This window comes from Kastovskya adunca, assembly GCF_059505785.1.
This window is the reverse complement of record NZ_JCACLG010000041.1, coordinates 165,447-181,846: the sequence shown is the minus strand read 5'-3', so window position 1 is coordinate 181,846 and position 16,400 is coordinate 165,447. Positions and strand designations below refer to the sequence as shown.

The 16,400-nt window shown below is 49.0% G+C and carries 4 protein-coding genes; all 4 read left to right on the top strand.

The window, feature by feature from the left end; all coding sequences use genetic code 11:
• Positions 1 to 4: 4 nt before the first annotated feature.
• The 4 genes from AC5JR3_RS16085 (at position 5) to AC5JR3_RS16070 (ending at position 16,282) form a co-directional block, all read left to right on the top strand.
• Positions 5 to 787 carry an energy-coupling factor transporter transmembrane component T family protein gene (locus AC5JR3_RS16085; protein ID WP_495847551.1) on the top strand — a complete coding sequence of 261 codons (783 nt, stop codon included), beginning with the start codon at positions 5 to 7 and terminating at the stop codon, positions 785 to 787.
• A gap of 98 nt (positions 788 to 885) precedes the next feature.
• On the top strand, positions 886 to 1,893 hold the full coding sequence (locus tag AC5JR3_RS16080; protein WP_495847550.1) for a sodium:calcium antiporter: 1,008 nt from the start codon (positions 886 to 888) through the stop codon (positions 1,891 to 1,893).
• Between the two features lie 580 nt (positions 1,894 to 2,473).
• On the top strand, positions 2,474 to 7,858 hold the full coding sequence (locus tag AC5JR3_RS16075) for a DUF4347 domain-containing protein (protein ID WP_495847549.1): 5,385 nt from the start codon (positions 2,474 to 2,476) through the stop codon (positions 7,856 to 7,858).
• Between the two features lie 531 nt (positions 7,859 to 8,389).
• Positions 8,390 to 16,282, top strand: coding sequence for a Calx-beta domain-containing protein (locus AC5JR3_RS16070; protein ID WP_495847548.1), 7,893 nt, complete (start codon positions 8,390 to 8,392; stop codon positions 16,280 to 16,282).
• The last annotated feature ends 118 nt before the right edge of the window (positions 16,283 to 16,400 follow it).

Genomic DNA, 16,400 nt, shown 5'->3' with positions numbered 1-16,400 from the left:
ATTAATGACTTCTTCTCGTGTACCTACTCTTTACCGCGATCGCGATACAGTCATCCACGATCGCGATCCGCGTGTCAAGATTTTTTTGTTAATTTTGCTGTTCTTTTACATATTCCTGGCACCAACTTGGGAATGGATGCTGGTGGTGACGATTTTGGGACTAATCCTAGCTGTGGCAGCTCACACTCCGTGGAAATGGGTGCTAATGTTTTGGGCGATTCACATCCCAACCTTCCTGGCACTGATCATCATCCCAGCTGGTGGCGAACTGTTGGCGGGGAACTTCGGCGCATTAGTGGAAACCGCCTCCGCCGAGTTTCGCCTCATCTTGGCATGGACAGCCGCGATTATTATCAGTGTTAGCTTGTTATCGACTATCGATGCCGAAAGCTTAACCGATGGGATGCGAGGGCTTTACTTCCCGCCAGTGGTTGCCTTTGCGGTGGGATTGTCGTATCGACTTTTGTATGTCACCTTGGGCGAGGCATTCCGGATTGCTGATGCGATGAAGATCAAGGGCGTCGATTTGAGCTTGAAGCGCCCCTTTCGCTTCCTTTGGAATTCCCTGAGAATCTCGTTCCCGGTTCTGTTCGCGGTTCTCAGGCGCGGCCCCACACTGATGTCATCACTGGCGATGCGAGGCTACCAAACCAAACGACCCAATCTGGGAGGGTTCGATTTCGGGGATTGGGCATTGCTCCTTTTTGCTCTTGCTCTGTTTGCCCTGGCTTTGGGCGCTAAGTTCGGCTGGCTTCCTTTTTCGCTTTCTTCACTGATTCCTCTCTAAATCGCCCTGTAGGAGCGAGGATTTAAGGGAAAAAGGCACAGCAAAAAGGAAAAAATTGTTTTGCCTTTTTCCTTTGTTTAGATTATGCAGTGGAAGCGATGCAACTACTTTTATACATCGGCCTGGTTGTGGTATCAACGGCTGTAATTTGGCAAGGCAGCTTCATGCTGGAAAAGTCTGCTGAGCGTTTGGCATCTTACTATCAACTACCTCCTATTGTCCAAGGAGCTGTGATTGAAGCCGTTGGGTCTAGCTTTCCGGAACTCTCCAGCACCGTCATTGCTACGCTAATTCATGGAGAGTTTGAGCTGGGTGTATCGGCGATCGTCGGTTCAGCTATCTTCAATATTTTGGTAATTCCCGGAATTTCTGGGCTAGTGGGCGATCGCTTAGCTGCCGATCGCATCTTGGTCTACAAAGATGCCCAATTTTACATTACCAGTGTGACTGTGTTGTTGTTAGCGTTTGCCTTCTCGCTGATTTATAACCCCGTGGAAGGTAGCCAGTGGGAGGGTACAATGACCCGACCGATTGCCCTGATTCCTGTCGCGCTCTATGGAGTGTACCTGTTCCTCCAGCAGCAAGACATGGCAGAACAGGAAAACGATGAGCCTCCGCCTAAAGATATCAAGGTAGGTAAAGAATGGCTGCGCCTGCTGGTCAGTCTTGTGCTGATTGTAGCGGCGGTGGAGGGACTGGTGCGAGCGGCGCTGGGGCTGGGAAATATCTTTAACACACCGAGTTTTTTATGGGGTATTACTGTAATTGCAGCAGGTACTAGCTTACCGGATGCCTTCGTAAGTATCAGAGCAGCCCGTAAAGGTAAGGGAATCATTAGCCTCGCCAACGTACTGGGCAGCAATATTTTTGACCTGCTGATTGCTATTCCGGCTGGCGTCCTGATTGCTGGTGCCTCGACGATTAATTTTGCTAGGGCGGCACCGATGATGGGTGTCCTCACCCTGGCAACGATTATCCTGTTCGCTATGCTGCGTACAAACTTAGCGCTGAGTAAAGGGGAATGCTGGCTGCTGCTGGGACTATATGCAGCATTTATTGGATGGATGGTGTTAGAAACTGTTGGAATCACCAGCCTCGTTTTATAAAACGCCAAAATGATTTCCTCTATGGCGAGTCAGGAAACGCTCAAATTTTCGGCGATTCTGGCAGCAACCTTCTCAGAGGATGATTTAGTATGTAACTCCTAACTCCTTCCCGGAATTGGTAAGGGGAAAAACATTAGCCCTTCTTCTTTGAGGAGAGGGGTTTAAGTATTTGGGTATGAATATTAAGGCTACTGTAAGCTTTGTAGAAGTTTCTCTAATTCACGTTATTTGGTGTACTGCACCTCCCTAGAGATAGATTATATTAATAAAAACAAATCTATATTGAGAGGGATGGATACTTAAAAAATACTGACTTTACAGTTCTACGCGATCGCAGACACCACTGCCTGAGCGGAACCCCTGATGTAAGCGGGTAAAGAAAAATACAGTAATATCCGCCCTCACTTACCTTGCCACCTAAACGATGCAATCTGCGTCCTACTCCTAACCAACTCGTGGCGGGTGCATTACCAAAATTACTAATTTTTATCAATACTTTGGCAAGTGATTTGGCGGCGCGATGTGAAGGGATTCTCGCCCGAATTCTGATGGCTTCTAGTAACTACAAGGAATCCTCACCGTGCAAGACCTCGATCAGAACGCCAACCTCAGTCAAGACTCCAGCAATTCTATGACCAAAGTTACTTCCACCGTCGCCAACAAAGAGATTATTTTTATCGATGCCACAGTTGCGGATAAAGAAAGTTTGGCGGCGGGTGTCAAAGCGGGAACAGAGGTAGTTATTCTCAACTCGGCACAGGATGGAATAGCGCAAATTACTGAAGTACTGGCGGGACGCAGCGACATCGCCAGCATTCATATAGTCTCCCACGGCGGCGAAGCAAATTTGCAATTGGGGTCAACCCAAGTCAACTCAAACAACCTCGAAGCATACACCAACTCTTTGCAGCAATGGGCAAATGCTTTAACACCCGATGCAGATATTCTCCTGTATGGTTGCAACGTCGTAGGTGGAGTAACAGGGGCAGCTTTCGTCCAACAACTTAGTCAGCTGACGGGTGCTGATGTTGCTGCTTCTAATGACGTGACGGGTAGTGCAGCTTTAGGTGGTAACTGGGATTTAGAAGTAGCTACAGGGAAGATTGAAGCACCTCTGGTGTTTAGGGCATCAGCGATCGCAACTTATACTTCTGTCCTGCCAAGCGATCTGTTCATCTCAGAGTATGTTGAAGGTAGTAGCAACAACAAAGCTCTGGAATTTTATAACGGCATTGGGGCGGCAATTAACTTAACCGCAGCAGGTTACGCCGTAGACTTTTATGCAAACGGTAGCACTAGCCCGACTCAAACTATCAACTTGAGCGGCATAGTAGCAGATAAGGATGTATTTGTTTTAGCACAAGCTAATGCTGCCCCTAGCATTCTGGGTCAAGCCGATCAAACCAACAATTTTAATGGCTGGTACAACGGGGACGATGCGGTTGTGCTGCGTAAGGGTGCAACCATCATTGACTCGATTGGTCAAATTGGCAACGACCCTGGCACAGAGTGGGGTAGTGGGCTTACCAGTACCCAAAATAACACCCTGCGCCGTAAGAGTAACGTAACAACTGGAGATCCAAATCCTTTCGATCCATTTGATCCCAGCGCTCAATGGGATGGGTTCGCCCAAGACACCTTCAATGGTTTAGGAAGCCACACGATCGCCAACACCAACATTGCTCCAGCAATTGCTCTCCCAGTTGCACCTGTGTCTTACACCGAAAATGCAGCTGCTACCGTCATTAATAGCACCGCCACTGTCACAGATACCGACTCCCTCAACTTTGACACTGGGAAGCTGATAGTAGATTTTACCGCAGGTGGCACGGCATCTGACCGTTTAGCGATTCGCAACCAAGGTAACGATGTTGGTCAAATTGGGCTGGATGGCGCAATAGTCAAATACGGCGGAGTGCAAATCGGCACCTTCACAGGTGGGACTGGCACCACTCCCCTAGTCGTCACCTTCAACACCAACGCCACACCCACCGCCGCTACTGCACTGCTGCAAAACATCACTTATCAGAACGCCTCAGATAACCCCAGCACCACTCCTCGCACCGTTCGCTTTGTCGTTACCGATGGCGATGGTGGCACCAGCACCGCTGTTACTGAAACCATCAACGTTACAGCTATCAACGATGCCCCGATTATCGGTGCTTCGGTAATTAAATACGATGGCTCGCTGAATACGACACCTGGAACTCAAGGATTTAGCTACTTCAACACTGGTGCAACGCAAAGTGCCTCCGGTGGCGCGACTACCCTTGATACCACTGCCAACCCAGACACGTATGCTGGCTACTTTGCTAACAGCGTGCCGAACCTAGACCGCGCTGCTGGTTACACCGTCAGCTTCACCGCCCAAGTCCTCTCAGAAGATCATAAGACAAGCGGCACCGCTGATAAAAACGGCGATGGCATTGCTGATAGAGCTGGTTTCAGCATCATAGTTCTCAGCAGCGACAAAAAAGGCATCGAATTAGGATTCTGGGATAACGAAATCTGGGCGCAGGAAGATGGCACAACTCAGGCAAACCCTAGTACAAATCCCTCAGCAAACAACAACCAACTGCTGTTCACCCATGCTGAAGGCGCTACTTTCAACACCACTACAGGTTTAATTCCCTACCAGCTGACAGTTCTTGGCGATATTTATACCCTCTCAACAGGCGGCACTACCATCCTTAGCGGTAAGCTGCGAGACTATACAACCGCTACTGGATTTCTCGATCCCTACGAAACCCCAAACCTGATTTTTCTTGGCGATGACACTACCTCTGCCAGCGCCAAAGTAAATTTATCAGCGGTTTCAGTTACAACTAACAGCAGCTTTGCCCCCCAAACAGTTGCTGAAGATACGAATTTATCCATCACAGGAGTTAGCGTATTTGACGTGGATGCTGGCAACAGTCCCATCACCGTCACTCTAGAAGTCAACAATGGTGCTTTGACAGTCAACTCTTCTGGGTTAACAGTCAATGGTAACGGCACAGGAACTGTCACCCTGACAGGCAGCCAAAGCCAGATTAACGCTAACTTAGCCGCCACTAACGGACTGCTATACCGGGGCAAGCAAGACTTTAATGGTAGCGACACTCTCAAGATTACAGCTAACGATGGTGCGGTTACTAACAATATCAAGACGATACCGATTACCGTCACCCCAGCCAACGATGCTCCGGTGTTAAATAATACCGGGAGTCCGGCACTAACAGCAATTAACGAAGACGTTGCCCTTGCCAGCAACAATGGGACTCTGGTTTCTGAGATTATTGCTAGCGGTGCTGGCGGCAACCCCATCAGTGATGCTGATGCAGGTGCAGTAGAAGGAATTGCTGTAATTGGGGTAGATAATACCAACGGCACTTGGCAGTATTCTAATAATGGCGAAAGTAGCTGGAATAACTTTGTGGTGTCCGCTGTGGCTGCTACCGTACTAAAGGCTACAACAAGCGATCGCATTCGTTTTGTCCCCAGTCCCGACTTTAACGGCATCACCCCAGGCATTACCTTCCGCGCTTGGGATGCCTCTGACGGACTCGCCAGCGGTACAACTAATGTAAATCCTGGGACTAGTGGCGGCGCGTCTCCCTTCAGTATTGCTACTGAAACAGCAAGTATTGTTATTAACTCAGTTAACGATGCCCCCAGTTTCACACCTGGGAGAAATCAAAATGCGATCGCAGGCTCTGGATTACAAACTGTAACTGAATGGGCAGGCAATTTCAATCCTGGTGCAAGCGAATTAACTCAAAGTGTCGATAGTTACATAGTTAACGTCACTAGCAACCCTGGTATTTTTACCACTCCACCGACAATTGACCCGCTGACAGGCAATCTTACTTATACTACTGCAACAATTGATACAGCTACTACAGCGACAATTGAAGTCCAAGTCAAGGACAACGGCGGCATTGCTAACGGTGGTGTCGATACCTCAGTAGTGCAAACCTTTCAAATTACCGTCAACCCCAGAACGCCGACAGTTAGCATCCAGGCGACAGATGCTGATGCAGCAGAATCAGGCGCAAATACTGGAACTTACCAAATTACTCGGACTGGTACAACGGGTGATTTGACCGTATATCTTGCTGTGGATGGTAGCAGCAGTGCTAGTGAGGATGACTATATACTCACTAGCGGTGGTTTGTCGGTAGTGATTCCGGATGGGGAGAGTTTTGTCAATGTCACTCTTACTGCTGTTGATGATACTCTGCCAGAGTTAGCGGAAACGCTGCGGCTAAACTTGGTGACGGGTGCGGGTTACACCATTGATACTGCTAAGAATAATGCTACGGTAGCGATCGCATCCAACGACACGATTCAATACGCGATTACCACTGCTTCCCCAACTTTAAAGGAAGGTGACACTGGTAAGCAAACCGTTACCTTTACTGTCACACGCAGCGGCGGAATTGGCGTAGCCAGTACCGTTGATTATGCAATTGGTGGGACTGCTACTTCTGGCACCGACTATAACAATATTCTGGTGAGTGGTGGGGGAACTGCCGTTTCTGGCACTGTTAATTTTGCTGCTGGTGAGACGACAAAGACGATTGCATTGGATGTCTTGGGTGACACAACATTTGAACTTGATAAAAATATTTCTGTCACTCTCAGTAATCCTAATCTGACAGATGCCCCAGCAAGTTCTACGATCGCTACAGCTATCGCACAGGTAACGGTTGTCAACGATGACAATCAACCTACTATCAGCATCAACGATGTCACCGTCACCGAAGGCAATAGCGGCACTAAATCAGCTAACTTTACCGTTAGTCTTTCTAATGCTAGCGCTCAAGCGATCGCAGTCAATTATGCCACTGCTAACGGTAGCGCGATCGCTTTGGACGACTATACCAACAACGCTGGCACTTTAACTTTTGCCCCCGGTGTCACCAGCCAAATCATTACCGTTCCCATCGTCGGTGACAATGTGGATGAGGCGAATGAAACCTTTTTGGTTAACCTCTCCAACGCCGTCAACGCCAACATTGCCGATCCTCAAGCAGTTGGCACCATCCTAGATGATGATACGGCTGGCTTTACGATTTCCCCCATCAGCAGTAACACCACCGAAGCGGGAGGGACTGCAACATTTAGTGTCAAACTCAATAGCCAACCCACCGCCAATGTCACTCTTGGCTTAAGCAGTTCTGACACCACAGAAGGCAAGGTTTCGACTCCCTCACTCACCTTTACTGCGGCTAACTGGAACCAAGCGCAGACGGTAACTGTAACCGGGGTAGATGATGCCGAGGTGGATGGCAATATTGCTTACAAAATCATCACCGCTGCTGCTGTCAGTGCTGACCTTAACTACAACGGACTTAATGCCGATGATGTTGCTGTTACCAACCTTAATAACGATACAGAAGTTTTTAATATCATCAACGGCACTAATCTTTCTGAAACTCTAATCGGTACGGCTCAACGCGATCGCATTAATGGATTCGGCGGTCATGACACGATTTCTGGAGGACTCGGCAATGACCAAATTTATGGCGGCGACGGTAACGACATCCTCTTCGGCGATAGTCAAAATTCTCTTACTGGCGGCGATGACCTGATTTATGGCGGTACAGGTAATGACCGCATCTACGGCGGTGCTGGCAACGATAATCTCTACGGCGAAGTAGGAGATGACCAAATCTGGGGCGACGCGGGTAATGACAGGCTTGGGGGCGGTTTGGGAAATGACATCCTCACAGGCGGTGAAGGTCGCGACACCTTTGTCTTCGCACGCGGTGAAGGGACGGATACGATCCGAGACTTCAAGGTGGGTGAGGATTATATCGGTTTAACGGCAGGGTTGAGCTTGGGGCAGTTGTCGATTACTCAAAGAAGCAGCCACACCTGGATTACGGATACGACCAACAACCAAACTTTGGCAATCTTGAATGGGGTTAATGCTGCCATTCTCATCAATAATGCGGCTTCTACTTTCGTGGCAATCTAGGCTAGAGCCGTGACTAGATGCACTCTCTTGACGTTGATGTCTTTAAAGCGAATGTGAAGCTGCTGTAAATATTGCATTAATAGCTAGACAATTCTTTGTCACCCCTCAAAAGTAGTAGATAATAAATTATTTAAAGTTGAGAGGGATTGAGGGCTACAGGGGAAATAGGGCTGCACTCGGTACTGCGATCGCAGCCAAGCAGTCTGTTTTTCAACTGCCTAAGCATCAAAGCTGAAAAGCGAAAAATGTTCGTTATTAGAGATTTTGGGGAATTCTATAAAAGCAGCCGCTGAAGTCAGTAAACCAGCGATTGGCAACCTGATATCTCCAAGCTGGCAGCCATTAATTCACATTCAGTAATTCTTATCAATCCTATAGCAAGTGGTGTGGTGATGTTCTGGCATCGCACCTCGGTTTTCATGTCCAACTTCAGTGTTTGAAGGAAATTTAATCGTGAAAGACCTTTGGAATAATTCCTCCCTTAACCAAAATGCAAGCAGTTTTTTTCACAACACCAACAGTGGAGACTCTTTGACCAGAACAACTTCTCGCACTAAGGAAGCATTAAATAAAGAGATCGTTTTCATCGACTCTAGGGTTGAGGATTACCAAAGTCTTGTAGCAGGGGTCAAACCGGGAACAGAAGTAGTTATCCTCGACTCAATGCGGGATGGAGTAGCGCAAATTACCGAAGCATTGGCAGGACGCACTGGTATCAGCAGCGTTCACGTTGTCTCCCACGGTACATCCGGCAGTTTGCAATTGGGTTCAACTCAACTGAATGCAGGCAACCTGCCAGCTTACAGCAACCAATTGCAGCAGTGGGCAAGTGCTTTAACTCCCGATGCCGATATTCTCCTCTATGGTTGTAACGTGGCATCTAGCGAGCACGGTGCAGCCTTTGTACAAAAGTTGAGCCAACTGACAGCAGCTGATGTCGCGGCTTCTAATAACTTGACAGGCAGCGTGATTTTCGGCGGCGACTGGGATTTAGAGGTAAATACAGGGGAAATTGAGGCAAAATTAGCTTTTCAGGCAAAGGCAACAAAAGCCTATTCCTCAGTTTTGGGCACACCCATAGCAGCCAGCGACACCTACACTGTGGCTGCAAATAGCTCGCTCATAACCGCTGTGGCAGTCACGTCGCTGGTACTTGACAGTGACATAGGCAACTACATTGGACAAGGGAAGTACTACAGCTATACCCTAGCTAACGGCACCTTCACCGCTTCGCGCAACTTCGACAACGGTGTCAACATCAGGTTTAACAGTCCCAACTTTTCCGGTGGGTGGAACCTTGAATTTGCTGCTCCGGGCGATGCACTGCTGACTCCAGGTACATACACAGGTGCTACCCGGTGGCCATTCCAAGCGCCCACTGTGCCGGGTCTAAATGTATCAGGTCAGCATCGGGGTTATAACCAACTCACTGGGGAGTTTAGTGTTAACCAAATCGTCTACGGCACTGGCTCCGAGATTATCAGTTTTGATTCCATATTCCGGGAAAACGGTGACGGCGACCCTTATAGCGAAAGTCTTCGTGGCAGAATTCGATACCGTGCCACTCCCAATGGTGAACTTCCTGGCGTTCTCACTAACGACACCGATCCAGAAAATGCAGCGCTGAATGCCTCGCTGGTGACAGCACCTAGCAATGGCATCTTGACGTTCAACTCCAACGGCTCCTTCATATATACGCCCAAATCCGATTTTGTTGGCATCGACACATTCACCTACCAAGCTAGCGATGGTACAGCCAACTCTGCCCCTGCTACCGTCACCTTGAATGTTACTGGGATAAACACCGCAGCGACTGTCAGTATCACCGCCTTCGATGCCACTGCCAAAGAAACAAATCCTGCCACCGATTTAGGGATTTACCGTATTTCTCGCACGGATGCTACGGGAACTTTAACCGTAAAACTTGCCCTTGATGCTAGCAGCAGTGCCAGCAGTGCCGACTATATCTTGAAAGATAGCAACGGCAACACCATTACTTTTTCTAATGGGGTTGCCACCGTCACGCTGCAAGCTGGGCAAAGTTTTGTCGATATTAATCTCACCCCAGTTGACGACATCCACGCTGAGGCGGATGAAAGCTTAACGCTCAATTTAGCAGCGGATACGGCGTACTTATTCTCTGCTACTCAAAACACCGCCGCCGTCACTATCCTCGCCAACGATACTGCTGTCATCAACTCCAACGACAGTGGCGAAGGTAGTTTGCGGCAAGCGATTCTCAACTCCAACGCCTTTGCTGGCACTCAGGATATCACCTTCAGCAATTTGGCAAATGGGGCAGTCATTAACTTAGCGTCTGTGCTGCCAAACCTAAGCGATAGCGTCAATATTATCAACAGCACGGGTGCCAACAACTTAACAGTCCGCCGGAATATAGGAGGCAACTACGGCATCTTCACTATTGATAGCGGGAAGACGGTCAAGATTGATGGGTTGACTATTGCTAATGGTGCCACGATTGAAGGCGGTGGCATCCTGAACAAGGGCACTCTCACCGTGCAGAATAGCATCATCAGCGGTAACACAGCATCGAGTGCTATCACTGGCGGCGGCGGTATTGGTAACTACGGCACCCTTACCGTGCAAAATAGCACCATTAGTGGCAACACGACGACTAATGGTGCTACGGGGGGCGGTATTTGGAATACAGGCACCAGTACTGTCACCAATAGTACAATCGCCAGCAATACGGCTCACGTCGGTGGAGGCATTCGCAACGAAGGAAATATTACCGTCACCAATAGCATTATCGCTGGCAATTATGCGATTGTTACTGGTGGCGGCATTGGTGGCAGTGCCACTAGCATTCTTACCGTCACCAATAGCACCATTATTAGCAATCGAGCTGATGAGTTCGGTGGCGGTATCGCTAACAGTGGCAGCGCTACCGTCAGCAATAGCACGATCAGCGGCAATCGAGCAAATAACAACAGCTACGGTGGCGGTGGTGGCTTTTGGCACAATGGTGGCGGCAGTACGATCGTCAACAGCACGATCAGCGGCAATCTGTCGAATAATAACGGCGGCGGCATCCTTCACAACAGCGGTTTCTCTGAAATCCTGAATAGCACCATTACTAACAATACGGCTGATGCTGATGCTGATAATACTGGTAACGGCGGTGGTGTTTTCACCAATGGCTATGGCACTATTAATGTCAAAAACACCATCATTGCAGGGAACATTGACAAGTCAGCCGGAACCAAACACGCTGATGTTTCCGGTAATGTTACAGGCAATGCCAACAACCTAATCGGAGACACCACAGGTAATACAAGTACGATTGGCACGGGTACAGATATTGTCAACTCCAACCCCGGACTAGGAACTTTACAAAATAATGGCGGTACTACCTTTACTCACGCCCTACTCGCTGGCAGCCCCGCCCTCAATGCAGGCACTCCCACTTACAGCGGCGATTTAACTACCGATCAACGCGGCACGGGGTTTGACCGCATTTCCGGCGGCAGAATAGACATCGGTGCCTTTGAATCCTCCTCTGCCACAGTCAGCATTACTGCCACAGATAACACCGCCACGGAAGTTGTTGGTAATCTCGGCACTTATCGCCTTACTCGCATGGATGCTACGGGAACTTTAACCGTAAAACTTGCCATTGATGGTAGCAGCAGTGCCAGCAGTGCTGACTATATCTTGAAAGATAGCAACGGCAACCCCATTACTTTCTTGAATGGAGTAGCTAGCATCACGCTTCAAGCTGGGCAAAGTTTTGTCGATATTAATCTCATCCCAATTAACGACATCCACGCTGAGGCGGATGAAACCTTAAAGCTTAATTTAGTAGCGGATGGGGCATATGCGATCGCCTCTTCCCAAAACAGCGCCAGTGTCACTATCCAACAAAATGACACCGTAGTTATCAATACCAACAACAGCGGCGAAGGTTCCCTGCGGCAAGCCATCATCAATGCCAACGCTTTCACTGGAACCGACACCATCAGCTTCAAGATTGGCAGTGGTGTCCAGACTATCACACCTCTTTCCGCCCTACCTACCATCACCGACGCGGTAGTCATCGACGGCACCACTCAGCCGGGATTCTCCGGCACCCCCATTATTGAGCTTAATGGCAGCAGTGCCGGGTCAAGCGTAAGCGGTCTAACCATCACTGCTGGGAACAGCATCGTGAAGGGACTGGTAATCAATCGTTTCAGCCACAACGGTATTATACTGCAAACCAAGGGCAACAACCGCATTGAGGGCAACTACATCGGCACCGATGTCACGGGTACTCTGGACTGGGGCAACTACTTCATGGGTGTGTACATCGACAATTCCTCCAACAATACTATCGGGGGGACAGCACCAGGGTCGCGTAACGTGATTTCAGGGGGCGACTACGATGGTGTCCGCATCAATGGCACTGGTGCCACTGGAAACCAGATCCTTGGCAACTTCATCGGCACCAATGCTGCTGGCAACGCCATTCTGGGCAACGCTGCCACCGGGGTGAGCATCGTCTATGGTGCGTCTTACAACATAATTGGAGGTACAGCACTAGGCTCGCGTAATGTTATTTCAGGTAACAATATCGGCGTTGATATCGTCTTCAGCAATACCACAGGGAATCGGATACTAGGCAACTACATCGGTACTGATGTTACAGGAACCGCTGACCTAGGCAACACCCATAATGGTGTGTATATCGGCTTTTCACCCAACAACATAATTGGCGGGACAGCACCAGAGGCGCGTAACGTTATTTCCGGCAACAACCACGGTATCAGCATTGGTGGCAATACGGCTACAGGAAACCAGATCCTCGGCAACTACATTGGTACGCAAGTTGATGGCATCAGTTCATTAGGAAATTCCACACATGGTCTATCCATTTCCTCTGATGCAAGTAATAACACTATTGGCGGGACTGCCGCTGGTGCTGGCAATACGATTGCCTATAGTAGCAGGGGTATAGCTGCTTACTCCAGGGGCACTGGTAATGCAATCTTAGGTAATTCCATCTTCTCCAATACTGGCTTAGGAATTGATCTAGACACTTATGAAGTAACCGCCAATGATTTTGGGGACAGTGATACAGGGACAAACAACCTCCAAAACTTCCCGGTACTGACCTCCGTCACTGCCATTGGTACCAACACAGTTGTTGCAGGCACCTTCAATAGCACTCCCAATACCACCTTCAGGCTGGAATTCTTCTCCAACACGACCTTAGATTCCTCCGGCTATGGGGAAGGTCAAACTTTCCTCGGATTCACTAGTGTAACCACTGATGCTAATGGCAATACTAACTTCTCGGTTAACTTCGCTACGGCAGTTCCTGTGGGTCACTTTATTAGTACTACGGCGACCGATTCTAGTAACAATACCTCAGAGTTCTCCAAGGCGGTAGCCGTCACGACTCTTGTCAGTATTACGGCAATAGATGCAACTGCCGCAGAAACAATACCCATCACGGATACAGGCACCTACCGCATTAGTCGCAGTAGCACAGTAGGCAATCTCACAGTCAATCTTGCTATTGATGGTCGCAGCACCGCCAGTAGCAGTGACTATACCCTCAGTAGCGGTGGTCTATCGGTAGTCATTCCCGACGGGCAAAGTTATGTCGATGTCACCCTCACCCCAGTTGACGATACCCTGCCAGAGGGGGACGAAACCTTGCGCCTTAATTTGGCGGCAGGTAAGGATTACACGATCAATACGGCTAATAACAACGCTACGGTATCAATTGTCGCCAATGACCCAATTCAATACGCCGTTAACACCACCACCCCAACTTTAACTGAAGGCAATAGCGGTACTCAAAGCGTTACCTTCACTGTCACCCGTAGCGGCGGCACTGGTGTAGCCAGTACCGTAGACTATGCCATCGGCGGAACGGCGACAAACGGCATCGACTACAACAATATTCAAGTGACTGGTGGCGGTACTATCCCTTCCGGCACCCTAAACTTTGCTGCTGGTGAGACAACCAAGACAGTTACTGTCGATGTTTTAGGTGACAAAGTCTATGAACCGGATGAGAGTATTACCGTCACTCTCTCAAATCCTAATCTGACGACACCTCCCGCCAACTCTACGATTACTACAGGTACAGCAACGGTAGCGATCGCCAATGATGACAATCAACCAACCATTAGTATTAGCGATGTCTCCTTCAATGAAAGCGACGCTGGCACGACTAATGCTGTCTTCACCGCTTCCCTTTCCAACCCTAGCAGCCAAACAATCACCGTTAGCTACGCCACGGCTGATGGCACAGCTAAAGCTGGCAGTGACTATACCAACACTAGCGGCACCTTAACCTTTGCTCCTGGCGTTACTAGTCAAACTATCAATGTGGCGATCGCGGATGATTTGATCAATGAAGCCAATGAAGGCTTTTTTGTCAACCTCTCCAATCCCAGCAATGCCACCATTGCTGATAGTCAGGGTAGCGGCACCATCATTGACAACGATACCCTAACAGTTAATATCACCGCCCTAGATACGGATGCCTCAGAAACCATTGCAAATTCTGGCACGTTCCGCATCAGCCGCAATGGGACGCTGGGCGAGTTAATTGTCTACATGACCATTGATGGTGCTAGTACTGCCAGTGCCAGCGACTATACCCTTACTGGCAACAACACCCTCACTAGCAGCGGTACAAACCTCAAAATTACGATTCCTGATGGCAGTGAGTCTGTAGATATGACGCTAACGCCGACGGATGACGTGATTTACGAAGGGGCAGAAACCCTCAAGCTTAATCTCACCCCTGGCAACTACACCATTGGCAGTAACAATTTTGCGACTGTCACCATTGCTGATAACGAGACTTTACCCAGTCTTTCTATTGGTGGAGATGTCACTGTCACTGAAGGGACTGGTGATAGTAAGACTGCAACCTTTACGGTTACTTTATCCGCTGCTTCTGGTTTACCCGTCACGGTAAACTACGCCACCGCCAACGATACCGCCATCAACCCAACTGATTACACGGCAGTTACTGGCACTCTTACGTTTGTCCCTGGTGAAACGACCAAGACGATTTCAGTACCTATAGTTGGCGATGCTGTTAATGAAAGTGATGAAAAATTCTTCGTTTATCTGAGTGATGCCAGTAATGCCGCGATCGCTAAAAGCCAGGCTATCGGTACGATCCTCAATGATGACCCACTTCCTACTGTTTCCCTCAGTCCAGCCACGATCGCTCAAAAAGAAGCCAACAGCGGCACTACTGCCTATACCTACACTGTCAGCCTTTCACAAGCCAGTATCCTTCCCATCACTATCAACTACAGTACTAACGACAGCACAGCAACGACAGCAGACAAAGACTATATTGACAACGATGCTACTCTTACGTTCGCGGCTGGAGAAACTAGCAAAACAATTACCGTTCTCGTCAACGGAGACAATAGGTTTGAGAGTAACGAAACCTTCACCGTTACTCTAAACAGTGCAACCAATGCCAACCTCGGCACCCGCACTGCCACGGGCATCATTAGCAATGATGACACTGTAGGAATTAGGGTTTCAGCCATCAGCGGTAACACGACAGAAGCTGGTGGCACAGCTAGCTTTAGTGTTGTCCTCGCGAGTCAACCCACTGCTAACGTCACTGTTGGGTTAAGCAGTTCTGACACCACAGAAGGCAAGGTTTCGACTCCCTCACTCACCTTTACTGCGGCTAACTGGAACCAAGCGCAGACGGTAACTGTAACCGGGGTAGATGATGCCGAGGTGGATGGCAATATTGCTTACAAAATCATCACCGCTGCTGCTGTTAGTGCTGACCTTAACTACAACGGACTTAATGCCGATGATGTTGCTGTTACCAACATTGACAACGACAGCTTGAATATCATCAACGGCACTAATCTTACCGACACTTTGGTAGGAACGGCTGGAGGCGATCGCCTCTACGGTTTTGGCGGTCATGACACGATTTCCGGAGGACTCGGCAATGACCAACTCTACGGCGGCGACGGTAACGACATCCTCTTCGGCGATAGTCAAAATTCTCTTACTGGCGGCGATGACCTGATTTATGGCGGTACAGGTAATGACCGCATCTACGGCGGTGCTGGCAACGATAATCTCTACGGCGAAGTAGGAGATGACCAAATCTGGGGCGACGCGGGTAATGACAGGCTTGGGGGCGGTTTGGGAAATGACATCCTCACAGGCGGTGAAGGTCGCGACACCTTTGTCTTCGCACGCGGTGAAGGGACGGATACGATCCGAGACTTCAAGGTGGGTGAGGATTATATCGGTTTAACGGCAGGGTTGAGCTTGGGGCAGTTGTCGATTACTCAAAGAAGCAGCCACACCTGGATTACGGATACGACCAACGGTCAAACCCTTGCCATTTTGACTGGGGTGAATGCCTCTACTTTGATTGCGAATGCGGCGGGTACTTTCACGAGTGTTTAGGAGGGTTAGTAACCCTGTAGAGACGTTGCATGCAACGTCTCTACAACAGGACAGGAAAAAGGGGCTATAAAAGTGGATTCCCCATTCTCAAATAATCCTTAATTTTGGTGTCAAAAAA

Coding starts and splice junctions, on each gene's coding strand:
- AC5JR3_RS16080 (WP_495847550.1), top strand. CDS start 886: ATGCAACTACTTTTATACATCGGCCTGGTTGTGGTATCAACGGCTGTA.
- AC5JR3_RS16085 (WP_495847551.1), top strand. CDS start 5: ATGACTTCTTCTCGTGTACCTACTCTTTACCGCGATCGCGATACAGTC.